General features: G+C 66.9%; 19 protein-coding genes. 7 read left to right on the forward strand and 12 right to left on the reverse strand.

Going from position 1 to position 25,791, the window contains the following annotated elements; all coding sequences use genetic code 11:
* Positions 1-62: 62 nt before the first annotated feature.
* The 3 genes from tuf to P8R59_RS08830 all read left to right on the forward strand — a co-directional run bounded on the left by tuf (position 63) and on the right by P8R59_RS08830 (position 3,612).
* Complete coding sequence (tuf, locus tag P8R59_RS08820) at positions 63-1,256, forward strand: elongation factor Tu (RefSeq protein ID WP_077050668.1); 1,194 nt, start codon at positions 63-65, stop codon at positions 1,254-1,256.
* Positions 1,257-1,344: 88 nt separating this feature from the next.
* Positions 1,345-1,629: a hypothetical protein gene (locus P8R59_RS08825; RefSeq protein ID WP_077050667.1), complete on the forward strand. Its 285-nt coding sequence runs from the start codon at positions 1,345-1,347 to the stop codon at positions 1,627-1,629.
* Between the two features lie 72 nt (positions 1,630-1,701).
* A complete protein-coding gene (locus P8R59_RS08830) occupies positions 1,702-3,612 on the forward strand; it encodes a DUF4012 domain-containing protein (RefSeq protein ID WP_278103635.1) in 1,911 nt (636 codons plus the stop codon).
* Between the two features lie 5 nt (positions 3,613-3,617).
* On the opposite strand, the gene P8R59_RS08835 is transcribed toward P8R59_RS08830, so the two are convergent.
* The 4 genes from P8R59_RS08835 to P8R59_RS08850 are packed head-to-tail and all read right to left on the reverse strand — an operon-like array spanning position 3,618 to position 6,669.
* On the reverse strand, positions 3,618-4,553 hold the full coding sequence (locus P8R59_RS08835) for a nucleotidyltransferase family protein (protein WP_278103636.1): 936 nt from the start codon (positions 4,551-4,553) through the stop codon (positions 3,618-3,620).
* A complete protein-coding gene (locus tag P8R59_RS08840) occupies positions 4,546-4,842 on the reverse strand; it encodes a hypothetical protein (RefSeq protein WP_278103637.1) in 297 nt (98 codons plus the stop codon). The genes P8R59_RS08835 and P8R59_RS08840 overlap by 8 nt, the downstream gene beginning before the upstream one ends.
* An 11-nt stretch (positions 4,843-4,853) precedes the next feature.
* Positions 4,854-5,573 carry a signal peptidase I gene (gene lepB / locus P8R59_RS08845; RefSeq protein WP_278103638.1) on the reverse strand — a complete coding sequence of 240 codons (720 nt, stop codon included), beginning with the start codon at positions 5,571-5,573 and terminating at the stop codon, positions 4,854-4,856.
* Positions 5,563-6,669: a hypothetical protein gene (locus P8R59_RS08850; RefSeq protein WP_278103639.1), complete on the reverse strand. Its 1,107-nt coding sequence runs from the start codon at positions 6,667-6,669 to the stop codon at positions 5,563-5,565. The genes lepB and P8R59_RS08850 overlap by 11 nt, the downstream gene beginning before the upstream one ends.
* A 167-nt stretch (positions 6,670-6,836) precedes the next feature.
* Here P8R59_RS08850 and P8R59_RS08855 point away from each other — a divergent pair, with 167 nt between their 5' ends.
* Positions 6,837-8,132, forward strand: a complete 1,296-nt coding sequence (locus P8R59_RS08855; protein ID WP_278103640.1) for an O-antigen ligase family protein — start codon at positions 6,837-6,839, stop codon at positions 8,130-8,132.
* A gap of 45 nt (positions 8,133-8,177) precedes the next feature.
* Here P8R59_RS08855 and P8R59_RS08860 read toward each other — a convergent pair whose 3' ends face one another.
* From P8R59_RS08860 to P8R59_RS08885, 6 genes are read right to left on the reverse strand one after another with little or no spacing between them, the layout of a single operon-like run.
* Positions 8,178-9,131: a glycosyltransferase gene (locus P8R59_RS08860; RefSeq protein ID WP_278103641.1), complete on the reverse strand. Its 954-nt coding sequence runs from the start codon at positions 9,129-9,131 to the stop codon at positions 8,178-8,180.
* Entirely contained in the window at positions 9,128-10,183 is a 1,056-nt protein-coding gene (locus tag P8R59_RS08865) for a polysaccharide pyruvyl transferase family protein (protein ID WP_278103642.1), read from the reverse strand. Before P8R59_RS08865 ends, P8R59_RS08860 begins: the two co-directional genes overlap by 4 nt.
* 8 nt (positions 10,184-10,191) lie before the next feature.
* A complete protein-coding gene (locus P8R59_RS08870) occupies positions 10,192-11,295 on the reverse strand; it encodes a glycosyltransferase family 4 protein (protein WP_278103643.1) in 1,104 nt (367 codons plus the stop codon).
* A 15-nt stretch (positions 11,296-11,310) separates the two neighbouring features.
* Positions 11,311-12,921, reverse strand: coding sequence for a murein biosynthesis integral membrane protein MurJ (gene murJ, locus P8R59_RS08875; protein ID WP_278103644.1), 1,611 nt, complete (start codon positions 12,919-12,921; stop codon positions 11,311-11,313).
* Positions 12,918-13,988 (reverse strand): glycosyltransferase, encoded by a 1,071-nt coding sequence (locus P8R59_RS08880; RefSeq protein WP_278103645.1) that lies wholly within the window; start codon positions 13,986-13,988, stop codon positions 12,918-12,920. The genes murJ and P8R59_RS08880 overlap by 4 nt, the downstream gene beginning before the upstream one ends.
* A 17-nt stretch (positions 13,989-14,005) precedes the next feature.
* Entirely contained in the window at positions 14,006-14,959 is a 954-nt protein-coding gene (locus tag P8R59_RS08885; RefSeq protein ID WP_278103646.1) for an NAD-dependent epimerase/dehydratase family protein, read from the reverse strand.
* A gap of 210 nt (positions 14,960-15,169) precedes the next feature.
* On the opposite strand from P8R59_RS08885, the gene P8R59_RS08890 reads away from it, so the two are divergent.
* Positions 15,170-15,682 carry an acyltransferase gene (locus P8R59_RS08890; protein WP_278103647.1) on the forward strand — a complete coding sequence of 171 codons (513 nt, stop codon included), beginning with the start codon at positions 15,170-15,172 and terminating at the stop codon, positions 15,680-15,682.
* Positions 15,683-15,773: 91 nt separating this feature from the next.
* Here the strand turns inward: P8R59_RS08890 and P8R59_RS08895 are convergent, their stop codons facing one another.
* Positions 15,774-17,861: an acyltransferase family protein gene (locus P8R59_RS08895; protein WP_278103648.1), complete on the reverse strand. Its 2,088-nt coding sequence runs from the start codon at positions 17,859-17,861 to the stop codon at positions 15,774-15,776.
* A 194-nt stretch (positions 17,862-18,055) separates the two neighbouring features.
* On the opposite strand from P8R59_RS08895, the gene P8R59_RS08900 reads away from it, so the two are divergent.
* Positions 18,056-20,290, forward strand: coding sequence for an acyltransferase family protein (locus P8R59_RS08900; RefSeq protein ID WP_278103649.1), 2,235 nt, complete (start codon positions 18,056-18,058; stop codon positions 20,288-20,290).
* 4 nt (positions 20,291-20,294) lie between these two features.
* Here the strand turns inward: P8R59_RS08900 and P8R59_RS08905 are convergent, their stop codons facing one another.
* Positions 20,295-23,981 (reverse strand): fibronectin type III domain-containing protein, encoded by a 3,687-nt coding sequence (locus tag P8R59_RS08905; RefSeq protein WP_278103650.1) that lies wholly within the window; start codon positions 23,979-23,981, stop codon positions 20,295-20,297.
* Positions 23,982-24,154: 173 nt separating this feature from the next.
* On the opposite strand from P8R59_RS08905, the gene P8R59_RS08910 reads away from it, so the two are divergent.
* Positions 24,155-25,717, forward strand: a complete 1,563-nt coding sequence (locus P8R59_RS08910) for a polysaccharide biosynthesis tyrosine autokinase (RefSeq protein WP_278103651.1) — start codon at positions 24,155-24,157, stop codon at positions 25,715-25,717.
* Positions 25,718-25,791: the final 74 nt, after the last annotated feature.

The following is a 25,791-nucleotide window of genomic DNA, read 5'->3' on the forward strand; positions in this document are numbered from 1 at the left end:
GTAGAGAACCGGTCGCAATCCAGCGCCCGTCACTCTGCATTGAACGTCCTGAGGAGGACCCAGTGGCTAAGGCCAAGTTCGAGCGGACCAAGCCGCACGTGAACATCGGAACGATCGGTCACGTCGACCACGGCAAGACCACGCTCACCGCTGCCATCTCGAAGGTGCTCGCCGACAAGTTCCCGTCGGCCACCAACGTCCAGCGTGACTTCGCGTCGATCGACTCGGCGCCGGAAGAGCGTCAGCGCGGTATCACCATCAACATCTCGCACGTCGAGTACGAGACCCCGAAGCGTCACTACGCTCACGTCGACGCGCCCGGTCACGCCGACTACATCAAGAACATGATCACCGGTGCCGCTCAGATGGACGGCGCGATCCTCGTGGTCGCGGCGACCGACGGCCCGATGGCCCAGACGCGTGAGCACGTGCTGCTCGCCAAGCAGGTCGGCGTCCCCTACCTGCTCGTCGCGCTGAACAAGGCCGACATGGTCGACGACGAGGAGATCCTGGAGCTCGTCGAGCTCGAGGTTCGCGAGCTCCTCTCCTCGCAGGACTTCGACGGCGACAACGCCCCCGTCGTGCGCGTCTCGGGCCTCAAGGCTCTCGAGGGTGACGAGCAGTGGGTCAACTCGATCGTCGAGCTCATGGAGGCCGTCGACGAGTCCATCCCCGACCCGGTGCGTGACAAGGACAAGCCGTTCCTCATGCCCATCGAGGACGTCTTCACCATCACCGGTCGTGGAACGGTCGTCACGGGTCGCGCCGAGCGCGGTACCCTCGCGATCAACTCCGAGGTCGAGATCGTCGGCATCCGCCCGACGCAGAAGACCACGGTCACGGGTATCGAGATGTTCCACAAGCAGCTCGACGAGGCCTGGGCCGGCGAGAACTGTGGTCTGCTCCTTCGCGGCACCAAGCGTGACGACGTCGAGCGCGGCCAGGTCGTCGTGAAGCCCGGTTCGGTCACCCCGCACACCAACTTCGAGGGCACGGCGTACATCCTGTCCAAGGAGGAGGGCGGCCGTCACAACCCGTTCTTCACGAACTACCGCCCGCAGTTCTACTTCCGCACCACGGACGTGACCGGCGTCATCACGCTGCCCGAGGGCACCGAGATGGTCATGCCCGGTGACACCACCGAGATGTCGGTCGAGCTCATCCAGCCGATCGCCATGGAAGAGGGCCTCGGCTACGCGATCCGTGAGGGTGGCCGCACCGTCGGTGCCGGTACCGTCACCAAGATCCTCAAGTAAGTCCTTCACGGACTGACCGGCAAGGGCCGGGCCTTCGGGCCCGGCCCTTCGTCGTTCCTCCCGGGCTCCCCCCGGTAGAGTCGCTGGGGTGAAGCCGCTCTCGCGTGTCCTCGGCGTCGTCTCCCTTCTGCTCGCCATCGTGGCGGTGGGGGTTCCGGCGCTCGGAGCGCTGCTCCTGCTGCGGAACGATTCATCCGGTCTCATCGAACGTGCCGCGGTCATCGGACTCGCCGTCGCTGCGGCGGGCGTCCTGTTCGCGGTCGTCGGATACGTCACGGGTCGCCGCGTCGGTGCGACCGCGCTGCCCATCATGGGCGGTCTCAGCTCCATCCTCGTCGCCGCGGGTTTCGCGGTGGCCCCGCTCTTCGTCTGAGGTCCGCGCCCCCGGCCGTCGGCCGACGATGCTGGCAGGGGGCGCTCAGACGGTCTGACCTAGGATTTCCCCATGGGTGACAACCTGCGCCGCCACAACCGAAGCCGAGCTACGAGCGGGACAGGCGCCGAGGATGCCGCGATCGCGGAGTCCGACGCAGCCCCTGTGACCGAGCCCGGCGAGACCGCACCTCGTCGCGGTCGCGTCTGGCCCTGGGTGCTGGGCTGTGCGTTCGGCCTGATCGGGGGAGCGGCCGCCGTAGCCGGCATCCTCGGCGCGACGCTGGCCGTGCAGGCCGTCGAGGTCCGCGACGATCTCCTGGCGGCCAAGGCGACGCTCGGGCGACTCGGCTCGCTGGTCGAGGCGAAGGATGAGGCCGGTCTCCAGGCCGCCGCCGACGATGTGAGCGTCCGGACGGCCCGGGCGGCTCAGACGGTCCAGAGTCCGTTGTGGCAGAAGGCATCCGAGATCCCCGTCGTGGGGGCCAACATCGACGCCGTCTCGCGCGTCACGCGCGCGGTGGACATCCTCGTGCGCGACGCCCTCCCCCCGGGCATCCAGATGATCTCCGACCTCGACATCAAGAAGCTCGCGCTCGAGGGCGGGGGCTTCGATCTGCAGCCGTTCCAGCAGGCGCAGGCGTCGATCCCCGTGGTGTCGCAGGCGTTCACCGCGGCCAAGGCCGAGACCGACGGCATCCAGTCCGACCAGCTCCTGGATGCCGTCGCCGGACCCGTGGGAGAGATCCGGGATGTCATCGACCGCACGGCGCCCACCCTCGACGTCGTGAACCGGTACCTGCCGACGCTGCTCAGCATGGCCGGTGGCGAGGGGAGCAAGACCTACCTCATCATCTTCCAGAACAACGCGGAGATCCGCGCGACCGGCGGCAACCCGGCGGCGAGCATCATCATGAAGGTCGACCAGGGCAAGTTCGAGCTGCTCGATCAGGCCAGCTCCGCGACCTTCTACCAGGAGGGCACGGCGGGTCAGCAGTTCAGCGACATCCCCGGCGACGCGCTCGCGCTGTACCCGGCGACCTTCGCGCGCTACTCGCAGGACTACACGATGACGCCGGACTTCCCGACGACCGTGCAGCTGTTCCAGGACCTGTGGACGCGCACCAACGGCGAGAGGTTCGACGGCGTCATCTCCATCGACCCCGTCGTCCTGTCGCACATGCTGGCGGTCGCCGGCCCGGTCGACGTCGCGGGGGAGCAGATCTCGAGCGACAACGCCGTGAAGCTGCTCCTGAGCGACGCCTACGAACGATTCCCGAACGGGACGGACTCGGACAGGTTCTTCTCCGAGGTTTCGCGCGCGGTGTTCTCGCACCTGACGTCGGGCAAATGGGACCCGGCGAAGATGCTGGATGCGCTGACGCAGTCCGCCGACGAGCAGCGCCTGTACCTGTCGTTCACGGACGAGGCCGCACAGCGACTCTCGACCGAGTTGGGCCTGGACGGCGCGCTGCACGCCGACAACACGACGGCGACCCAGGTGGGCACGTACCTGAACGACTACTCCGTCGGGAAGCTCGAGTACCACCTCGCGCAGTCCGTCTCCGCGACATGCGACGCATCCGCGCGGACGATCACGACGACCACCACGTTGACGAATTCGATCCCGAACAGCGTCACGACGTCATATGTGCTCGGCGGGCGCAACCGGAACCTCGGGCTGCCGCGTACGTCGATGCTGATGGATGTGGTCTTCTTCGCTCCCCCCGGCGGTCAGATCGTCTCGACAGACCCCGGGACGAGCGAGTTGTCCGGCTTCGACCGTTCGGGTTCGCAGGACGGCAACAGCGCCCTGAGCCGATTGATCATCCTTCCTCAGGGCCAGTCCCGAACGGTCTCCTCGACCGTGCACCTTCCGGACGGTCCCCTCGGACCCCTGCAGCTGCGGCACACGCCCACCGCGTCGGACACGCCGGTCACGATCGACGCATCGTGCGACGCGCTGTTCCCCGCCGCCGGATGAGGGTCTCAGTCGCCCGGCTCGGAACGGCGTGTGGACAACCACAGGCGGGCGGCTGAGACGGCGCCGGGCAACCCCATGACCAACCGATCCGTGCGGGCCCGAAGGCGTCCGAGAACCGAGTCCACCGCATCGGGGCGCATCCGCAACAGTTCCGCACGGCTCGGCCAGATCGCCGAGCGTGCCGTGCGTAGGACGGAGAGCCCGTGCTGACGGCGCAACATCGTCAGCCACATGTAGCCCGTGCTCGCTCCCGCCGCCACGCGGAGCTCCCACTCTCGAAGCGCCGCCGCGTCACCACGCGAGTCCGCCGGGTCGGCGGGTCCAGGGACATCGAGCGCGGTCAACACGGTTCGCAGGGTGCGGTCGCATCCCGTCGAGATCGCCAACGAGGAGAGGTCGAGGCGCTCGTCCTCGCTGAGCGAGACGCGGGTGAGGAGATAGTCCAGCTCGCGACTGTGTCGGGGGTCGGTGCTCCGGCTGCGCAACGCGTGGAGGCTCGCGATCAGCAGACTGCCCAGCCGGTCGGGAACGGGGACCTCCCGGTGGGCGAGGGTGAGCTCGACACGTCTGGCCCAGAGGGTGTCGAAAGTCTCTTGGGGGTCGGCGAGGAAGCCGGGGAACATGCGGTGCACGTCGATGTCGCACGGCCAGCTCTCGTGGACGAGCGTGACCGAGTGCGCGACGTAGATCGCGCGTTCGCTGCGTTCCTGTCGTTCGGTCCATCCGTTGCGACGCAGAGCTTCGACGAATCGGTTCACCTCGGCCGGCGAGACGAGGACATCCACGTCGGAAGAGACCCGGGGCTGGCGAAGACCGTGATGGGCGAGGCCGGGTCCTTTGACGAACAGGGCCCGGATGCCTTCCTGCTCGAGCAGCCACGACGTCCAGGCGTGGGCGAGCTCGATGCTCGTCGCGAGGGGGAACGATCGGTGCTCAGCCATGACCGTCCCCTCCGTCGGTGCGGCGGAGCACTCCGCGCGCGGTGAGATCATCCAGGAAGGGGACGAGCGAACCCGCGATCTCCACGGCCTGCTCCCACGAGCATTCGGCATCCGTCGCGATGGCGCGCGCGAGATCGTCCACGTCGATCCCGTCGTCTCCGGCTCGGATGACCGAGTTCCAGATCAGGCCGGCCGCGTCCTCCAGCACGATGGGCTGACCGAGCGGCTCGCGCAGCGGGAGAACGGTCGTCCGCAGGTCTCCCCGTACCTCCGCCACGAGCCCTCGCACCCACCGCCCCGTCATCCCGAAACCGGCCCCACACGATCGAGCGGCCACAGGCGGAGGAACGCGGGGCCGACGACATCATCGAGGTCGACGAACCTCGCGCACTCGTCGCCCCGCGCGTCCGGTCTGTTCCTGCACGCGATCACGGAGTCCGCCGAGTCCGAGCGGTTGTCGCCCAGCACCAGAAGACTTCGCGACGGTACCGTGATCGAAGGGAAGCAGCGAGCGGAGACCGGCCGGGTGGTGCAGTCCTGAACACCTGGCTCGAAGGGGTAGTCCTCGTCCGGGTAGGGAGCGGGCACCGGCTCGTCGTCCACCAGGATGCGACCTTCGGTGTCGCAACAGCGGACGGTCTCTCCTTCGGTCGCCACGACTCGCTTGACCAGCGTGTGGGCGTTCGAGGGGCCGAAACCGATGACGTCTCCGATCCAGCCGAGGAAGCTGGGCGTCGAGGTGCGACCTTCAGCGGCATCCCACTGCGCGCTCGCAGTGAACACGACGACGTCGCCGTCCTCGGGGGCGGCTCCGACGTAGGCGAGCCGGGCCACCAGGATGCGATCTCCGACATCGAGCGTGGGCTCCATCGAGGCGCTGGGGATGCGATACACCTTGACGACGAAGGCCTGGATCAGTGCGAGGACGATCAGCGCGAGGAGCAGATGGAACCACGGCGAGGCGACGGCCCGGCGCCACCGGGGCCGCACTCCCGAGGGCGTCCCGGTGTCACGGGGCACGAAGAAGCCCCGCCTCGACGAGATCGTCGATCGCACGATCGACGAGGGGCGCGGGGTCGGCGTTCTCGGGTGCGCCATGCACCGCCACGACGGCATCCCGCAGTTCCTCGCGGGTCTGCGGTCGGATCGCCGTGAGCCACAGAACGGGGGCGATTCCGTCGAGGACCCGTATCGTGCTGTCCGACATCACGATGATGCTGCCGTCGTCGAGTTCGATGGCATCGGACACCTCTGCGCGGCCGACACGGCCGACAGGTACGGCTGACGGATGGTCCGTGCACGCCCGCCAGGACGGCGCGATGCCCCTTCGTCGGGCGAGGTGCTCGATCGTGTCACGGAGGTTCTCGGCTTCCGCGTACGAGACCTGCGCCACTCCGCCGACGCGGGCGATCGCCTGGGCGAGGGTCTGCAGCGGGCGTTCGAGCGAGGCCAGATAGCTCATCTGAGGGATCAGCGCCAGCATGGCATCGAGCAGGGAGATTTCCGAGACCAGAACGCCATCGGCGTCGGCGCGCCGCTCGAGCAGGACCAGAGCGGACAGGGTGAGGGTCCGTTCTGGCAGATCGAGTAGGCCCGCCGCGGACGGAGGGATCTGCCGTTTCGTGGGCAGGCCGGGTTCGATGATCGACAGCGGCTTGCGGTAGGGCAGCACCTCGCCGTCCGCTCGGACCGCGATGCTCTCGTCACTCACGTACCCGTAGGTCTCCCCGAGCCGACGCGCGGCCGTGGTCTTGCCGCGCCCGGACGGTCCGACGAAGGCGACGACACGACCGTCGGGCAGAGCGAGTCCGCAGGCGTGGAAGAGGAGCGCCGTCCCCTTCACATCGTCGAGGGCGGCCAGGGTGACGCGGGTCGACAAGTCCGACAGCGCCGTCTCGACGGAGCCTCCGGTCACGTCCACCACGGGCGCGTCGGTCGCGATGGTGCGCTCCGCGACGGCGTCGGACCACGCGAGCTCTGCTGCGGTCACGATCTCGTCGGAGACGGTGGGCGCGAAGCGGACGACGATGCGCGTTCCCAGGGCGTCCACGATCAGACGGCGCGTGTCCTTGTTCGGACCGTGGGCGTCATTCACGTGGCGTGTCCCGTTGCTCATCGATTCGATCAATATCCCGCCGATCCTCGCCGTTCGGTGTTCCGAACGCCCGTTCCACCGTGCTTCCTGACCATACTGGCCGACTCCGCGGCGAGGGCGAATTCCGATCCTGCCTGGGACGTGACAGCATGAGAGGATACGGCGCCCACGGCCGATGGGGAGATGTCATGACGCTACTGCTGATCGTCGCGGCGGTTGCCGGTCTCATCCTGATATTCATCCTTCCGCGCCGTGTTCTCCCTCCGCTCGCGCTCATCGTGCTCGTCCTGGTGCCGGTCGGGTACATGGACCTGTCGCGGACCATCGGCCGCTACTACACCCCGGCGTTGATCATCATCCTCGTCTGGGCATTGCGCCTCATCTTCGCCAAGAAGGAGGAGCGCATCCCCGGTCGACCGTCGGCGGCCGGTGTCCTGTGGCTGCCCGTCCTCGGGCTTCTCGCGATATCCACCATCGCGAGCTCGAATGCGACGCTCTCCCTGAGCTGGATCGCCACCGTGGTGGTCGCCGCGATCCTCCCGTACTACCTCGGCCGCAGCCGAGCCGAAGGCGTCTGGCGCGGTTCGCAGATCGTCTACGTGCTCATCGCCGTGTTCCTGGGCGCGTTGGCTGCCAGCGACTACTTCTTCGGTATCAACCCGTGGACGTCGCTGTTCTCCTACGACGTCAACGAGAAGGTCTGGTCGGTGTTCCGCACGAGGACGAGCCTCGGTCACCCGTTGGTCACGGCCACCGTCGCCAGCGTGTGCACCATGGTCGCCCTGTTCGGACAGCGCATCCCGCGTGTTCTGCGGGTCGCGGGTCTCATCGGCGGTGGCGTCGCGCTCGTGCTCGCCGTCTCCCGGACCAGTGTCCTCGCGGTCGCCCTCGGTGTCGCCGTCGGGTGCCTCGTGCTTCTGTTCGGTCCGAGCGCCGAGTCGGGGAAGTCGCGGCGGTTGCCTGGTTTCCTGCTCTTGATCGCCGGCGTCGGATTCCTGCTCGTCGTGACGAACTCGCCCCTCCTCGCCGAGCGCAACGAGTCGACCGGTGGCGTCGCGTCCAGCATGTATCGCGAGGAGTCCACCGGGGTCGCGCTGTCGATGATCGCCAAGAACTGGTTCATCGGCACCGGTCCGGGAACGGCGCCCACACAGTTCGCCGCGGTGTACGACGGCCCGCTCGAGAACTCTGCGCTGCAACTGTTCCTGTCGCTGGGTGTGCCGCTTGCGTCGATGGCGTTGCTGGCCGTCGCGATCCTGGTCGCACGCCTCGCGCTCCGCGGCGAGGCGACCCTGGCCGCCGGCTTGCTCGCGTTCGCGGTCAGCCTCGTGGGGTTCAGCGCGATCGACGTCAACCCGGCCATGCTGGTGCTTCTGTCGCCTCTGCTCTACCGGGCGGGACAGGTGCTCAGCGGCGTCGACAAGCGGGCGTCCGAAATCGCCCTCGCCCAGCCGAAACCTGCCGCCCGGCTGGGGCTCTACTGAGCTTCAGCCCCAGCCGGCGGTGGATTCCGCGCTGGACCGTGCCGTCTAGAGCGGGCGGATCTTACGTGCCGAAGCGGCATGGAGATCGTCGAGGGTGATCTCGTCCGCTTCCCGCACGATGGCGAGGTTGCGTTGCTCGAGGAGTCGAGCGATCTGCGCCTGGTGATCGTCGATGTGCTCGCCGTGGGCGGAGCGCCGGACCACGAGGATGGGATACACGCCCATCTCGATGAGGCGCAGCACGCTCCCGACCCCGGCGTGGCTCACCACGACTCCGGCCGAGAGCGCGGCTGCATCGAAGCGGGCGCTGGAGAAGAAGTCGTTGACCTCACCGGGGAGACGGTCCGGTGCCGGGGTGACACCGAGCTGCCAGATCGTGCGTTCGTCGACCGCGCCGATCTCCACCAGGCGCTCCACTGGTCGGGGGAAGGGGTATCGACGCAGGGTGCCGAGCGTGACGAAGAGGCTCGGCTTCGACTCGGTCGCTTCGGCGGGAACGGACTCGAACCGGTCGAGAACGGAGCCGTGGTACTCCCACCGACCCGTGCGCCAGGCCTCGTGCTGCGTCCAGACGGTCGACGCGAGGCGTGACCGGTAGACCAGTCTCCCCGTCACCGAGGGGCCCTCGACGCGGGAGACGCTCTCGATGTAGAGCGTCGGCAGGCCCCTCGTACGGGCGGCGACGAACGCGGGAGCGGCGATCGCGGCCCCCGTGCTGACGACACCGTCGAACCGACCGGATGCCAGGATGCGACGCAGGCGCGGTACAGCTCGGATCGCGCCGAGAGCGTCTCGCTGCTCGACCGGGGGAACGTAGTGCGTTCGACTCGAGTCGAGGAGACCGTGCGCCTGCGGTGTGTCGAACGTCACCCATTGTGAGTCGGGGGCGATGTCCGAGCCCTCCGAGAGCCGGTGCAACTGTTCGAGGTGCCCGCCGTTCGAGGCCACGAGGAGCAGACGCGGGCGGGGCTTGGCGAAAGCCGTCGAGATGTCGATCACCGTCGTCTCCTCAGTGTCGTGCGGACTGTGTCGCGGACCTCGCGCAGCTTCTCCACGGCGCGGCCGAGCGCTTCCTGCTGAGACTCCCGCGAGCCGGCGGCATCCGCCAGTCGGCGTCGGATCTCATCGGGCGTCGCCTGAGCGGAGTCGACGGCGATGATGGGAACGCCCGCCGCGTCGAAGTGCCGTTGGATCTTGTCGGTCGGGCCGTCCGCCACGGTGCTGACCGCGGCGCCTTCGGTCAGAGCGACGATCAACGCGTGCAACCGGTCGCTGACGACGAGCGCCGACTCATCGAAAACGCGGCGCACCGCGTCCTCCTGTTCCGCGTGATCGCGGCCGGTCCAGGCGATGTAATCGGCATCCCACTCGGCGGCCAGCTCCGCGCCCAGGGGCTCGTCCCGCTCCACCTGCGTCACCACGGTGAGGGCCAGGCCGAGGTCGTCGGCCGTGGCACGGACAGCCTCTCGCCACGTCGATGACGGGGCGTCTCGGTCGCCGCGCATCGTGACGGTGAGACGCGTGCGCTCCCGCTTGTCGCCATCGGCGCGCCCGATCTGGCCGAAGCCGAGGTCGGGCATGACCTCGCCGCGGCGCATGATGCGGGCGGTGCGGGTGTCGCGCCACGCGGTGTAGTGGGCAAGCCCGAGGGTCGAGCGCAGTACCGCGGTGGGGAACGTGTCGAAGTTGCGTGACCCGGCGCCGACCCGCACCACCACACCGCCGCGGGCGCGGGTCGCCACAACCAGGGGCAGGAGCCCGACGTGCTCTTTGAGGCCGGCGATCGTCAGCTGGATCTCGCCGGGCTTGTAGACGTAGGCCACGTCGCGACTTCCGCGGAGTGCCGAGGCGAGAGCCGCTCCCCACGCCTTGACGCTCCGATAGACGACGGCGTCCGACGGGAGCTCCAGCGACCGGTCGTACGCGTCCGTGGAGGCTCCGACGTACACGTGCAGTTCGCCCTCGGGAGAGAGCCATTCGACGAGCTCGCGACGCAGGACGATATCGCCGATGTTCTCGTGCTGACCCACGAGCGGAACGAAGATCTTCATCGCGTGGCTCACTTCGACAGCAGGTTGGGCACGATGATGGCGGCCGACAGGTCGCGCACCGACGTCGCGGCATCCGCTGCGGAGAGCTCGGCGGCGCGGACGATGGCGTCGGCGAGTTGCGCCGGGTTCTCGGCCTCGGCGGCGCGCGCGCCGTTGGATCCCTCGACGACGAGTCCGTTCGGCTCCCCGCCGGGGGTCGTCGCCACGGGGAGCCCAGTGCCCAGAGCCTCGACGATCGAGCGGGAGAATCCCTCGAAGCGAGAGCTCATCAAGAGCAGATCGTGCTCGCGCATGAGGTTCCCGACACTCCCCTTGGGAACGGCGCCGCGGAAGTCGACGCGGTCGGTGAGACCGAGCTCAGCTGCCCGCTCGCGCATGCGAGCCTCGAGCGTGCCGCTACCGGCGACGGTGAGGTGGAAGTCTTCCGGGGTCCGGGCGAATGCGTCGAGCGCCAGTTCGGGATTCTTCGCCGGTTCGATCCGGCACGCCCACAGCACCCGACGCTTGATGTCGCTCTCGCGCTCGGCCGGGAAGAATTCGGTGGGGTCGTACCAGGTGGGCGAGAAGTGGACGTTGTCCGAGAACGCCTGCAGACGCTCGGCGCCGTCACGGCTGAAGATGACCACGGCACGCGAATGCTTGACGACGCGTCGCTCGAGGAAGCGGTAGAAGCCCCGCGCCCGCCGGAAGAACGAGACGCTTCCCAGCTTCAGGTTCGCATCGCCGCTACTGTGCATGAACTGCACATGCGGGACGCCGCGGAAGTGGCGCAGCGCCACATCACCGACGTTGACGCGGTGCGTCTGAACGATGTCCGCATCGGCTTTGGGGAGATACTTCCGCAGTCCCTGGGCCAGCCGGACCGAGTGGGGAATGCGACGGGTGAGGTTGGCATGATCGAGCCGGGTCAGAGCCATGAACTGGAACGTCCGCCCCCCGATCTCGTACTCCTGCCACTTTCCGAGCGGCTTGTCGCCGATGGCATCCACTCCGGCGATGCGGATGATCTCGTCCTCGGGGGCGAATTTCACGAGTCCGCGGATGCAGGTGTCGATCCCGCCCGGCTTGGGTCGTACCGGGTCGAACTGTTCGATGAGGAGGCGAGTGGGCATGTGATCTCCTGGCCTTTACTTGCGGAGCCATCGCAGCAGGGCGATGGGTGAGACGAGCGAACGGCGGACGGCGAGCGTGTAGACGGCGATGAGGAGCGTCGCTTGGACCGCAGCGACGATGAGGGCGGCCCAGGTCGGCAGGTCGAAGACGAAAAGCGCGTACCAGCCGGGGGCTCCGATGACGACGGTCAGGATCGCGCCCACGATGACGCCACGCAGCATCGCTCCGCGGCGCGCATCCTCCACCCGGTAGTCGAGGCGGCGGCGAAGCCAGATCATCTTGATCGGCAGGTCCGCCCAGTAGGAGATCGCGAATGTCAGGGCCATCCCGAAGAGCACGAGCGGCGCGGGGAGGAGGAAGAAGGCCAGAACCGCGCCGATGGCCCAGATCGCGTTGACCGTGATGCTGCTGAGCAACGGGCGCAGCCCGTCGTGGTTGGCGTAGAAAGGCCGGATCAGCAGGGCATGGAGGGAGTAGGGGAGCAGGCCGGTGGCGAGGATCGCCACAGTGACACCGATCATGCGTGCCGCCGACGGAGAGGTCTGGCCGCGCGCGAACAGGATCTCGCCGATCGCGGGTCCGCAGGCGATCATGATGCTGGCGACGGGGATGATGAAGGACGACAGACGCAGGAGGGCGTCGTCCAACTCGCCGTGGGCGGCTCGGACGTCACCGGTGCCGAAGTGCTTCGCCATCCGCTGGAGCAGGATCGACGACAGACTGGATCCGGCGATTCCCTGGACCACGGAGATGAGCGCCATGGCGAAGAAGAATGCGGAATAACCGAAGCCCTCGAAGCCCTGTTCTGAGGCCGTGGTGCCAGCCTGTGCCGTCCATGCGGCAGTCAGGAGGTTCGTTGCTTGGTAGCACATGGCGGATGCCACGCTCAGCACGCCCGTGCGCACGGCGATGCGTAGTCCCAGGCCTCGGATGCCGCCCCGCAGACGAGCACGGAATCCGACCCTCCGCAGCAGGATGAGGAGCGCGGTCAACTGAACGATTGTTCCGCCGAGCGTGGTGGCACCCAGCACGGTGATCAGCTCCGGGGAGACGCTGGTGGGATCGTTGCCGTTGACCGTGCCGTTGACGATCACGATCGCGCTACCCGCGATGACACTCAGGCTCGACACCGCGGGAAGCCAGCTCACCAGCGTGAACTTGCCGCGGGCGTTCATCAACTGAGACGCAACGCTGAAAACTGCGTACGCGGCGATCTGCGGTGTGCACCACAGGAAAAGAGCGATCGTCAGCTCTCGCTGGGAGGTTCCCCAGGCACTGCCGCCCAGCGCACTGACCACCTGCGGTGCGAACGCGAGCGCAACGCCGCTGATGACGAGGCCGAAAGCCGCCGAGCCCAACAGAAGGACCGTGCCGTAGCGATCCGCGTCCTCGCGGGACCGGGTCGCCAGGCGCGTGATCTGCGGCAGGAACACCGCGGCGATGGTGCCCCCGCCTAGCAGGAGGAAGATCTGGTTCGGCACCTGGTTGGCCAGGTTGTAGGAATCCGACACGATGCCGGTGCCGAGCGCCGCCGCGAGACTCAGGTTGCGGACGAATCCGATGATTCTGGAGATCAGGGTCGCGGTCGATGCGCTGAGGACGGTACGGCCCGTTCCTCCGCTCATCCGGCGTTCACCAGCGAGTGAATCCGGCGCCGCAACGCCTCACCGCTGCGTTCCTTCGTAAAGGTGTCGAGCCATCCCTGGTAGGAGGTCGGGGCGATGGATGCCGCCTCGAGCACACCATCTGCGAACTCCGCCGGAGAGTCCCCCGCGACGAGGACCCCCGTGACTCCCGGGACGATCGCATCCGCGACGCCCAGGGCGCGCGAGGTCACCACGCTGGGCACGCCCACCCGCGCGGCCTCGACGAGCACGTTGCCGAAACCCTCGGAGAGAGAGGGCAGCACGACGATCGCGTTCGGCGGAAGAGACTCCGACCAGTTGGCGGTCCAGCCGTGCAGATGGGCCGTGACACCGCGCTCAGCCGCGAGCTCGGCGATCTGGTCCGAGAGTGGACCGACCCCGAAGAAGTGGGCTTCGACCTCCATGCCGTGCCGGTCCCGGCAGGCCGCAGCGGTCTCGATGAGGAGGTGCGGGCGCTTCTGATGGACGAGTCGCGCCGGGGCGACCAACGCGAGGGGTTTCTCGTCGTCCACGACACGCGCGATCTGATCGGTATCGGCCTTCAAAGAGGGATTCAAGACGACCGACACCTTCTCCGGGGCCAGCCGATACAGTGCGATCGCTTCGCCGGCGACGGGATGCGAGATGGCGACGAACTCGTCCGCCCAGCGGTACGTCCACCGAGCCAGCGTCTGCTTGATGCGGTACGAGAGCCCGAAAGACCCACGGAGGTGCGTGGCCATGTTCCGCCCGCTGATGATCACGCGCGGACGCGGACGCAGTCCGCGGGTGGCGGTGACCGCGAGCAGGTTCCAATAGGGCATGAGTGCCATGACCACGTCGGGACGTTCGCGGGCGATCAACGCCCGAAGGCGCCGGACAGAAGTCACAGCCGAACCGGCGACGCTCTCGACACGGATGTCATCGGGCCGCGGGTCGTCCTTCTTGAGGTTCGTCGTCGCAACGATGACCTCCTCGCCCTGGGCGGAGAGGTACTCCATCCACTGGCGGGCGACGAACTCGGCTCCACCACCGCTGAATTTCGGAACCAGGAAGAGGATCTTCACGCGGCGATCCATCTCGCTCAGGACGACGTGCCGAAAGTGTCACGCGCCCACGCCAGGTGGCGCGCGAGACCCTCCTGCAGCGTCACGGTGGGCTTCCATCCGAGCTCCGACGCGATCCGAGTGGTGTCACCCCCGGTGCGGAACACATCACCGATCGCACGCTCGGTGTAGCTGACGTCCAATTCGCCGTGGGAGAGGTCTCGGAGGATCTGCAGGACCTCGTTCACCGATGCATTCGTACCGCCCGCGACGTTGTACACCGATCCGGGTGCTGTCGCAGTGGTGCCGGCCAGCACGTTGGCCTCGACGACGTCGTCGACGAATGTGAAGTCGCGGATCTGCTCGCCCGTCCCGTAGATCTCGATCGGGGTCTTCTGCACCGCCGCGGTGACGAAACGCGTGAAGGCCATGTCGGGGCGCTGCGACGGTCCGTAGACCGTGAAGTACCGCAGCGACGTGGTCGGGACTCCGAAGTTGGTCCCGAACAGCGTCGTGAGGTGCTCGGCGGCCAGTTTGGTCACGCCGTAGGGGCTGACCGGCGCGGGGAGTGTGTCCTCCGTCGTGGGGAACGACTCCGCGTCACCGTAGATCGACGAGGAAGAGGCGTAGACGAAGCGCTGGAGAGTGGGGTGGTCCCGGAGTGCCTCGAGGAGGCGCTGGGTGGCCAGAACGTTCCGCTGGACGTAGGGAGCGAAGCCGTCGCCCCACGATGCGCGGACACCGGGCTGTCCTGCCTGGTGGAAGACGACATCGACGCCGTCGAGAACGGGGCCGAGGTCCATATCGACGAGGTCCGCTTCGATGATCTCGGCGCCGGCCGCCGTTACAGCGGCCGCATTCCGCCGCTTGCGATCGACCTCGTAGTAGTCGGTGAACGCGTCGATGCCGACCACGTCCCACCCGTCGCGTCGCAGACGACGACTCAGTGTGCTGCCCACGAAGCCGGCTGCACCGGTGACGACTGCCCGCATTGTTCCTCCCAAACGACGTATCCAAGACGCCCTCAGGCGTCATTGGACCAAGGGTTGAGAACGTGCGCATTCCGACCGCGCGACTCATATCGAACCGTATCCCACTTGGGCGCGTCAAATCTCTCGAGGCGGTCGCCTCGGGGGTTTCAGGGGCCAAGAATTGGGTTGATCGTTCGATGCTGGAAACATTTTCGGCATACCATCCGATGCATGGCCAAGTCAGTTGTTCAGCGTGTTCTCGACCGATGGGACCTGCTCCGCTCGGGCAAGGAGGCCTACGCGCGCAAGCGGGGCGTCACGATCGGTGAAGGGTGCCGCATCCTGTCCGACGTCGTCACCACCGAGCCGTGGCTGATCACAATCGGTGACCGCGTGACCATCAGCAGCGACGTCCGCCTCATCACCCACGACGGGTCCGGATGGCTCGTTTCCGACGAGCGAGGGCGACGCTACCGTTACGCCCCCATCTCGATCGGGTCCGAGGTGTTCATCGGCGCCGGCGTGACGATCCTTCCCGGCGTGCGCATCGGTGATCGCGTCGTCGTCGGTGCCGGCTCCGTCGTCACCCGTGATATCCCCTCCGACACAGTCGCGGCCGGTGTTCCCGCTCGTCCGATCGGTTCCTTCGATCAGTTCGTGGCCAAGGTCCGTGACTGGCCCACGGAGTCCGACAAGAAGGGCAGCAGCTACCGCGATCGAGTCGACTCGATCGTCGCTCCCTGACACATCGCGGCGTTCGCCCCGCGAGCGCAGGGAAAGGGCGGGATCGATTCCGATCCCGCCCTTTCCCTGCGCTATCCGCGCCCGGTCGTGATCAGGCGAGTGCGTCCGCTATCCGCTGCCCGAGGTAGGGGGCGAGAGTGCGGGAGAAAGTCGCGGTGATGTGGGCTTTGGAATCGCGGTAGACGATGACATTGCCGACGACAGCAGGGCACCAGTCGTCCTTGCAGAACATATCGCTCAGGTCGACGACCTTCGAGCCGGGAACGGATGCCGCTGCCGTGACCAGGCTGTCTGCGGGCTCCTGGGACAGCGGGGCTCCGCATGAGGTGTCCGACGGGGAGAATCCGACTCGCTGATAGCACAGCACACCTTCGTCGGAGGTCGGCGGCACGTCAGCCAGAACGATCACACGGGAGCCGAGGCCCTCCAGGCGGCTGAACATCGATGCGTAATTCGCCGGGTCTTCCGACTTCGTGCGCGCCGCGGACGTGAGCACGACGTCATAGGGCTGGGCCGTCAGCGCATCGATGATGGCCGTCTGTGCTCCATCGCACGCGTCGCGCACTGTGGTGGTCAGGAGGCAGGAGACGCCGGTGTAGGTGTCCAGACTCCACCCGCGTTCCTGAGCGGCGAGCGCCAGCCCCGGAATGAAGTGATGCGCATGGCTGTCGCCGACCAGGGCGATGCGCAGCGCGCCGGGGTCCTCGGAGCCGTAGTGACAGCTCGCCAGCGTCTCATGCTCGTCCATCCAGCACGCGTCGTCGCGGTCCTTCGAGGCTTGCGCGGCAGCGGGTGCCATGCCGGACCCCGGGGAGATGGATGCGCACTGGTATGTCGGGTCGAGCGCGGCCGCGCCGAAGCACGGCTCCGGGGTGGCGGCGGATGACGCAGTCGGTGCGGCGGTGGCCGCGACCACGCTCTGCGGGTCGATCCGGTACGACGCATCCTTCAGCAGGGCCGCGGTCGCCAGTCCGCCCAGGGCGAGCACTCCGACAGTCAGGATCGCGATCTGGCGGGTTCCGAACGTCGCGCTCCGATTGCGACGCCTGCGGCGCGAGCGTGCGGGCTTCCAGCGCCGGATGGGGTCCTCGACGAAGTGATAGCTCGCCGCGCTGATGAGCACGACTGCGACGCCGTAGATCAGATAGAACGTGAGGTCCTTCGGCAGAAGGGCCAACATCATGATCATCAGCGGGAAATGCCAAAGGTACAAAGAGTACGAGATATTGCCCAGATAGCCGCTGACCGGATTGCTGAGTACGAATAGGTGGCCGTGAGATCCCTTCTCGCCTGCGACGAGAACGGCGGCGATGCACACGACGGGCAGAGCCGCGCCGGGAACCGGGAACCCCGAAGCCGGCGTGATGACGAAGAGCGACACCCCGATTCCGATCAAGCCGACGAGACTCAGGGCGATGCGGGCAGCACGCGGCATCGTCAGCCAGGGGCTGATGATGGCCACCAGCGCGCCGAACCCGAGCTCCCACGCGCGAGTGAAGGAGGAGAAGTATGCCCAGGCGGGGTCGGTCTGCGTCAGGAAGTACCCGTACGCGAAGGATGCCAACGAGAGCACGCCGATGGCGACGGCGAGAGCGGCCCGAGTCTGCCCGAACGTGGATCGCCGTACGCGCACCATCACCAGAAGAACCAGGAGGATGACCCATGGCCAGACGAAGTAGAACTGCTCCTCCACGGACAGCGACCAGTAATGCTGCAGCGGGGAGGGCAGCATGTCCGCCTGGAAGTAGTCCGTGCCTTGGAGGCCCATGTTCCAGTTGGCGGCGAAGAACGTCGCCCATATCGCGTCGCCGACGGTGCGCTCGAATCGGTCTCCGGGCGTCAGGAACCATGCTGCTGCCACGGTGCTGATCAACACCAGCGTCGCGGCCGGGAAGATGCGCTTGAAGCGTCGGATGTAGAAGCCGGAGAAGCTGATCCCGCCGGTCTTGTCGAATTCGCGCAGAAGCAGACCGGTGATCAAGTATCCGCTGATCACGAAGAAGAGGTCGACGCCGATGAACCCTCCGCGCGGCCAAGCGAGGAGGTGATCGAGGATGACGACGACGACGGCGACGGCTCGAAGCCCCTGGATGTCCGGCCGGAAGGCGGTTTTCTTCGCCCCTTCCGGTGCCACGTTCGCTTCGCGCTCTGCGCGCATGGTGGTTGATTCGCTCCCCATGCGGACCACTCTATGGCGGCAGGTTTTCGCGCACGTGACATTTGGGAGTCGCGCAAGGGCTTGACGTGGTTGTGGTTTCGTACTTCGCGACAGACTTGGCATGATCGTGGCGCCGAGGAAACTTTCGCGGCACGGCTGCTGGAACGGGACACCGGCGTGGGCTGGGGCCCGGGTCGTGAGTAATGGGGGACTTCATGCGGATCGTTGCTGAGCCACGAACACAGGAAACGGATCCTCGACCGGCTCGGACGAAGGAGCGGTCGTCGCACGGTCCCGCGAAGGCGGCGAAGCGCCCCCTGCGCCCTGACATCCAAGGGCTGCGAATGATCGCGGTGCTCGCGGTCATCGCTGATCATCTCTTCCATTGGCCCAGTGGCGGGTTCGTCGGCGTTGACGTGTTCTTCGTCCTGTCGGGGTTCCTCATCACCGGTCTCCTGATCAGGGAGCACGACAAGACCGGGTCGATATCGTTCACGAGCTTCTACCGTCGTCGTGTCAAGCGCATCATGCCCGCGGCGCTACTGGTGGTGACAGCCACGCTTGTGGCGGCTTACTTCCTCTTCAACAAGGCTCGCTTCCTCCACACCGTCGAGGACGGGGTGTGGGCGATCTTCTTCGGCGCGAACTGGAACTTCGCCTTCGCCGGGACTGACTACTTCGGCGCCACGAGCGCCGTGTCCCCTTTGCAGCACTATTGGTCGCTCGCGGTCGAAGAGCAGTTCTACTTCGTCTGGCCCTGGCTGATGCTTCTGATCTACGTTCTCGTCGCGCGCGCACGCGGGGGTCGTGCCCACGCCCGCGCCATCGTGCTCGGAACGATCCTGGTCCTGACGGCGGCGTCCTTCGCGTGGTCACTGTGGGAGAGTGCCACCAACCCGGCTTGGGCCTATTTCTCGACCTTCGCCCGGGCCTGGGAACTGGGTGTCGGAGCAGTCATCGCGGTTCTCGCTCCGACGCTCGGGCGCCTGCCGGGGTGGGCTCGCACACCCCTCGCCTGGCTGGGGCTCATCGGTATCGCGGTTTCGGTCTTCATCGTCAGTTCGGAGGCGGGTGGGTTTCCTGCTCCGTGGGCCTCCCTTCCGGTGCTCGCGACCGCGGCCGTCGTGATCTCGGGCATCGGCGCTCCGGCCCGGTTCGTCTGGCCCATCTCGAATCCGGTGTCCAACTACATCGGCGACATCTCCTACTCGTTGTATCTCTGGCACTGGCCGATCATCGTCTTCACCGCGGTGGTCCTGCCGCGTGAAGAGCCCCTCTACTTCGTCGTCGTGCTCGCGCTCACACTCATCCTCTCGATCAGCTCGTATCACTTGGTCGAGGATCCGGTACGTCGATCGTCCCTGTTCGAACCGCGAACCGCCCGACGCAAGCGCTCGCGCCGGGGCCCGCGATGGCTGCGGGCGCTGCGCGAGTCGGAGACGCTCGCCGGCGGTCTCGGTCTCGCCGCCGTCGCGGCGATCGTCGTGGTCCTCACCGTGATGTCCCTGCAGTCCGTCGCGCCGCCCCCGGTCACCGCCGGAGCCGGGGCAGCTGTCCGGCCGAGCCCTACAGCAAGCGTCGATTCCGCTGCGTCGAGCGCTGACCTCACCGATACCTTCCGGCAGCAGGCGCAGGAGGCACTTGCCGCGCAGAGCTGGCCGGAACTCAGCCCGAGCATCGACGACGTCCTCGCCTCGAATCCGGGCGAGATCGAGTCCTCCTGCGACGGGGTCAATCGTCCGTCCGTCGATCAATGTTCCTGGGGCGATCCGCAGGCACCGATCCACCTCGTTCTGGTGGGCGATTCGACCTCGTCGGCTTACTTGCCCACGTTCGCCTCGCTCGTGCAACTGCGCCCGGACGTCCGGATCACGATGTGGGCGATGAACGGCTGTCGATTCAGCTCGAACCTCTACGACAATGCCAACAAGCAGATCGTGTCCGCGTGTGCCGACCGCATCGCGGCGGCACAGGCATTCATCTCCGAAGCGGCTCCCACCGCAGTGATCGTGACGAACAACTACGGCGGCGATCTCGTGTCGACCGGCAAGTCGGCGACGGACGAGGAGTGGTTGGGTGGCTTGGAGTCCGCCGTGCAGCCGCTCGTCGGGAAGACGCCGCACGTCGTGTTCCTCGCCTCGCCCCCGGGGGGACCGGATCCGGCCGAGTGCTACACGCCGGTGTCCTCGCCCGCCGACTGCGCCACGGAAGTGTCCAAGACGCGTCAGACGCGCGTCTCAGGCGAAAGCAGCCTCGCAGCGAAGATCGGTGGTGTGTCGATCGATCCTGCGGACTTCTTGTGCGACGAAGGGAAGTGTCCGGAGTTCCTCGGGACACTTCCCGTCCGCCGCGACGCCAATCACCTCAGCGCGGCCTTCGCGTCCTCGTTGGCGCCGGTGGTCTCAGAGATCCTCGTCTCATCGGAGGTCCTCCCCGCGCCGGCGTCCTAGGCCGTCACTTCTGGCACGCGATGTTGGTCACGCCCAACTGTCCGGCATCATTGTCGCAACCCACCATCGTGCCGGCCGACAGCGTTCCGATCCTTGCCGTGTACCCGGTCACCGACGTGCCGAGCGTGTTGCGGAAGATCTGGTTCTCCAGGCCGAATTGCTGCTCGTAGTCCGCGGTCCAGACCTGGATGGCATCCTCATTGGGGTGGGAGATGACGTTTTCTGCGATCACCCATCGATTGCCCATGATGACGATCGGGGAGGGGCGGTCGGATGTCATCGATGCGCCGTCCAGGGTGTTGCCGAATATCCAGCCGTCGCTCGCGCCCGCCTTGACCTCGACGGTCTCGGAGGTGGTGTTGGAGATCTGGTTGAAGGCGATCACGTTGCGGTCCGACCGGTCGGGCTGACAGTCGCTGTACTGGCACCTGTTCTCGCGTGCGGTTCCGATATAGACACCCTCGCCGTAGAACGCGCGACCGGGCTCGACGCCCGTGCCGTCGACGATGTTGCCCACGACGTAGCTGTCGGTCGTGTTCGCGAGCAGATGGATCGCCTCGTCGCCGATGTGCTTCAGCGTCAGATTGGACACGATGACGTGAGAGCTGTTCTTCACTTGGATTCCTTTGGATCCGTTGCGCATCGTGAACCCGATGACATTGACATAGCTGACGCCGTCCAAACGCAGTCCGCGTCCATCGGACGTCCCCTGGCCGTCGATGACTGCGGACTTCGGCCCGCAGATCCAGATGGGCGCGGCGGCCGTGCCTGATCGAGTCATCGTGAACCACGCGAAGTTGTACGTCGTGTTCGCGGCCAGTCGGATGACGTCGCCGGGATTCGCATTGGCCAGTGCTCCGCGGAGCTGGGATTCGGTCTGCGGTGAGGTCGTCGCGGCCGGGCAGTCGGCCAGCTTCGGCTGTGGAATGGAGGGGAGCGCCGCGGAGGTGCCCGACGTCGTGGCCCGAGCCGAGTAGTTGTCGCTCGTGTCGATCGCGGCGAGCCGGTAGTCGTAGCTCGTCGATGGGGGAAGACCGAAATCCAGCAGCGTGTTCCCGGTGACCATCGCATTCTGCACCACCACCCAGGTGCCCGCGCCCTGCGGGCTGCGGTAGAGGCGGTAGCCGGCGAGGTCGGGTTCGGTGTTGGCGGTCCAGGTGAGGCGGATGCCGGTGCTGTCGGGGGTGGCGGTGAGGCCGGTGGGGGTGGATGGGGGGTAGATGTCGGGGGCGATGAAGGCGTCCAGGGTGATGCTGGAGCCGATGGAGTTGGTGTTCTTGGTGCCGGTGCGGACGATGCGGAGGGTGTGGGTGGTTTCGGGGAGTCCGCTGACTTCGTAGACCGTTTGTTGGTATTGGGTGGCGGAGGCGTAGAGGTCGACGGTTTGGACTTTCACGCCGTCGAGGTAGACGTCGGCTTGTCCGGAGGAGGAGGACTTGCGGGCGATCCATTTGATGCCGGAGGTCGTGAAGGAGATCTGGGCGTAGCCGGTGCCGCCGAGTTGGGCGAAGGATCCGGCGGAGTCCTGGGTGGAGGTCTTCAACGCCCAGTCTCCGGAGAGGGTGACCGCGGGGGAGTCGTTCTCGTAGGTCCCCGCCCCGACCGCGGCGACGGCGGTGGTGGAGGTGACGGTGGCGGTGCGGGGGGATTCGTTGCCGGCGTTGTCGAGGGCGACCAGTCGGTAGCTGTAAGCGGTGCCTGGTTGCAGGTCGGCGTTGAGGTAGGTGGTGTCGGTGATCTTGTCGGCGACGTTGTCCCAGCTGCTGCCGTTGGCGCGGTAGAGGCGGTAGCCGGCGAGGTCGGGTTCGGTGTTGGCGGTCCAGGTGAGGCGGATGCCGGTGCTGTCGGGGGTGGCGGTGAGGCCGGTGGGGGTGGATGGGGGGTAGATGTCGGGGGCGATGAAGGCGTCCAGGGTGATGCTGGAGCCGATGGAGTTGGTGTTCTTGGTGCCGGTGCGGACGATGCGGAGGGTGTGGGTGGTTTCGGGGAGTCCGCTGACTTCGTAGACCGTTTGTTGGTATTGGGTGGCGGAGGCGTAGAGGTCGACGGTTTGGACTTTCACGCCGTCGAGGTAGACGTCGGCTTGTCCGGAGGAGGAGGACTTGCGGGCGATCCATTTGATGCCGGAGGTCGTGAAGGAGATCTGGGCGTAGCCGGTGCCGCCGAGTTGGGCGAAGGATCCGGCGGAGTCCTGGGTGGAGGTCTTCAACGCCCAGTCTCCGGAGAGGGTGACCGCGGGGGAGTCGTTCTCGTAGGTCCCCGCCCCGACCGCGGCGACGGCGGTGGTGGAGGTGACGGTGGCGGTGCGGGGGGATTCGTTGCCGGCGTTGTCGAGGGCGACCAGTCGGTAGCTGTAAGCGGTGCCTGGTTGCAGGTCGGCGTTGAGGTAGGTGGTGTCGGTGATCTTGTCGGCGACGTTGTCCCAGCTGCTGCCGTTGGCGCGGTAGAGGCGGTAGCCGGCGAGGTCGGGTTCGGTGTTGGCGGTCCAGGTGAGGCGGATGCCGGTGCTGTCGGGGGTGGCGGTGAGGCCGGTGGGGGTGGATGGGGGGTAGATGTCGGGGGCGATGAAGGCGTCCAGGGTGATGCTGGAGCCGATGGAGTTGGTGTTCTTGGTGCCGGTGCGGACGATGCGGAGGGTGTGGGTGGTTTCGGGGAGTCCGCTGACTTCGTAGACCGTTTGTTGGTATTGGGTGGCGGAGGCGTAGAGGTCGACGGTTTGGACTTTCACGCCGTCGAGGTAGACGTCGGCTTGTCCGGAGGAGGAGGACTTGCGGGCGATCCATTTGATGCCGGAGGTCGTGAAGGAGATCTGGGCGTAGCCGGTGCCGCCGAGTTGGGCGAAGGATCCGGCGGAGTCCTGGGTGGAGGTCTTCAACGCCCAGTCTCCGGAGAGGGTGACCGCGGGGGAGTCGTTCTCGTAGGTCCCCGCCCCGACCGCGGCGACGGCGGTGGTGGAGGTGACGGTGGCGGTGCGGGGGGATTCGTTGCCGGCGTTGTCGAGGGCGACCAGTCGGTAGCTGTAAGCGGTGCCTGGTTGCAGGTCGGCGTTGAGGTAGGTGGTGTCGGTGATCTTGTCGGCGACGTTGTCCCAGCTGCTGCCGTTGGCGCGGTAGAGGCGGTAGCCGGCGAGGTCGGGTTCGGTGTTGGCGGTCCAGGTGAGGCGGATGCCGGTGCTGTCGGGGGTGGCGGTGAGGCCGGTGGGGGTGGATGGGGGGTAGATGTCGGGGGCGATGAAGGCGTCCAGGGTGATGCTGGAGCCGATGGAGTTGGTGTTCTTGGTGCCGGTGCGGACGATGCGGAGGGTGTGGGTGGTTTCGGGGAGTCCGCTGACCTCGTAGACCGTTTGTTGGTATTGGGTGGCGGAGGCGTAGAGGTCGACGGTTTGGACTTTCACGCCGTCGAGGTAGACGTCGGCTTGTCCGGAGGAGGAGGACTTGCGGGCGATCCATTTGATGCCGGAGGTCGTGAAGGAGATCTGGGCGTAGCCGGTGCCGCCGAGTTGGGCGAAGGATCCGGCGGAGTCCTGGGTGGAGGTCTTCAACGCCCAGTCTCCGGAGAGGGTGACCGCGGGGGAGTCGTTCTCGTAGGTCCCCGCCCCGACCGCGGCCACCTCCGCACGGGCGGAGGAAGAGGTGAGGAAGCTGAGAATCAGCGCGAGAGAGACTGCCAGCGCTGTCGTGGATGTGCGCACCCGAGAACCTCCGTGCGGAGCAGCTCGGTTGCTGAAGCCGAATTTCTCCGCGCTTGCTGATTGATTACAAGGTCAATCGGGTTACACCCACCTTAGGTGGGGTGAGTGGCGAGGTGAAAGGACTTGCGTCAAGTTAGAGTGTCGACTAATCGGTAAACAGCGGGGAGCCTTGCTTGGATCTGCGAACTGCGCTGCGAATCTTCCGCGCGCACTGGGTGACCATCGTTCTCGCGACACTGGTGGGAGTGGGCGCGGCGGCGGGCTGGTCCTACATCCAGCCGCGCGTCTACACCGCGGACGCGAGCGGGTACGTTGCCGGCACGAATGGCTCCAGTGGGTCCAGCGACTCCAGCGGCGCTCTGCTGGCGAACAACCTCGCGCTGTCGAAGGTCGTCTCGTACGTGGACATCGGATCCTGGCGGTCCGTCGCCGAGTACGCCATCGAGAAGCTCAACCTCGATTCGAGTCCGGAAGCCCTGGTGCGGCGGGTCGATGTCACGAACGCGACCGGTACGGTCACGATCAAGGTGCAGGCGTCCGCGTCGACCCCGGAGGCTGCGCGCGATCTCGCCGAGGCGTGGATCCAGGGGATGGCGACGGAAATCGAGGGGCTCGAGTCGGACGGCGGAAAGGTGCAGGCGGCGGTCCGACTGGTGCCGGCCGACACCGCGCGGCTTCCGACCGCGCCGAGCTCCCCGAACGTGCGACTCGCGCTCGCGATCGGGGGAGTCGCGGGTCTCGTCGTCGGGATCATGATCGCGCTCCTCCGGTTCACTCTCGACCGGCGCATTCGCAGCGCCGAACTCGTCGAACGCGAAACGGGTGTGGCGGTGGTCGGCACCGTCCCGGTGGAGAAATCGTTCACGACGGCGAATCGCCTCATCCCGGTCGGTGACCAGCGCGACGAGCGCCTGTTCGCGGTGTCCGAGGCGCTTCGCGAACTTCGGACGAACATCCAATTCATGGACGTGGACCATCCTCCTCGCGTCGTCGTGGTGACGAGCCCGCTTCCCGGAGACGGCAAGTCGACGATGAGCGCGAACCTCGCGTTGGCGGTGGCTGCGTCGGGGCAGCAGGTGGTCCTCATCGACGGCGACCTCCGTCGTCCGATGATCGCCGCCATCTTCGGTCTTGTCGAAGGTGCGGGCATCACCGACGTCTTGGCCGGCCGGGCAGAGGTCGACGATGTTGCCCAGACGTTCGGTCACCTGGACACACTGCGCATCGTCGCAGCGGGACGCACTCCGCCCAACCCGAGCGAGGTGCTGGGATCTGAGCGCATGAAGGACCTCCTTCGTGAGCTCTCCCGCGAGGCCACGGTCATCGTCGACGCACCTCCTCTGCTTCCGGTGACGGATGCAGCCGTGCTCACTCACTCCGCCGATGGTGCGATCGTCGTGGTCGGCGCGGGGCGGACCACGATCGACGTCCTCAAGAAGGCGATGAACAACCTCGACCGAGCCGGCGGACGAGCCCTCGGCGTGGTGCTCAACCGTGTCCCTCGCTCGGGTGGCGGCTACTACGACTACCGCTACACCGGCGACTACTACCAAGCTGACCAGGCCGTGGACGACGACGCAGACCACACCCCGCCCGTGGCCGACGACGCAGACCAAACCCCGCCCGGCAATGATGACGAGATCCCAGGCCCCGTCGCCGAGACGCAGGCGTCCGCGACGGGTGATCCGCAGGATGAACTCGCGCCGCTGCGCCGCAGTCGGCGTCGCGTCGGCTGACACGAGACAGTGATTACTGCCCGCGGCGTATGCCGCGGGCAGTACCTGTTCACCCCATCCTGTAGCGCCATCCC

It is taken from the genome of Microbacterium proteolyticum (genome assembly GCF_029639405.1).
Lineage (GTDB): Bacteria > Actinomycetota > Actinomycetes > Actinomycetales > Microbacteriaceae > Microbacterium.

Coding starts and splice junctions, on each gene's coding strand:
- P8R59_RS08830 (WP_278103635.1), top strand. CDS start 1,702: ATGGGTGACAACCTGCGCCGCCACAACCGAAGCCGAGCTACGAGCGGG.
- P8R59_RS08835 (WP_278103636.1), bottom strand. CDS start 4,553: ATGGCTGAGCACCGATCGTTCCCCCTCGCGACGAGCATCGAGCTCGCC.
- P8R59_RS08850 (WP_278103639.1), bottom strand. CDS start 6,669: ATGAGCAACGGGACACGCCACGTGAATGACGCCCACGGTCCGAACAAG.
- P8R59_RS08855 (WP_278103640.1), top strand. CDS start 6,837: ATGACGCTACTGCTGATCGTCGCGGCGGTTGCCGGTCTCATCCTGATA.
- P8R59_RS08865 (WP_278103642.1), bottom strand. CDS start 10,183: ATGAAGATCTTCGTTCCGCTCGTGGGTCAGCACGAGAACATCGGCGAT.
- P8R59_RS08870 (WP_278103643.1), bottom strand. CDS start 11,295: ATGCCCACTCGCCTCCTCATCGAACAGTTCGACCCGGTACGACCCAAG.
- murJ (WP_278103644.1), bottom strand. CDS start 12,921: ATGAGCGGAGGAACGGGCCGTACCGTCCTCAGCGCATCGACCGCGACC.
- P8R59_RS08885 (WP_278103646.1), bottom strand. CDS start 14,959: ATGCGGGCAGTCGTCACCGGTGCAGCCGGCTTCGTGGGCAGCACACTG.
- P8R59_RS08890 (WP_278103647.1), top strand. CDS start 15,170: ATGGCCAAGTCAGTTGTTCAGCGTGTTCTCGACCGATGGGACCTGCTC.
- P8R59_RS08895 (WP_278103648.1), bottom strand. CDS start 17,861: ATGGGGAGCGAATCAACCACCATGCGCGCAGAGCGCGAAGCGAACGTG.
- P8R59_RS08900 (WP_278103649.1), top strand. CDS start 18,056: ATGCGGATCGTTGCTGAGCCACGAACACAGGAAACGGATCCTCGACCG.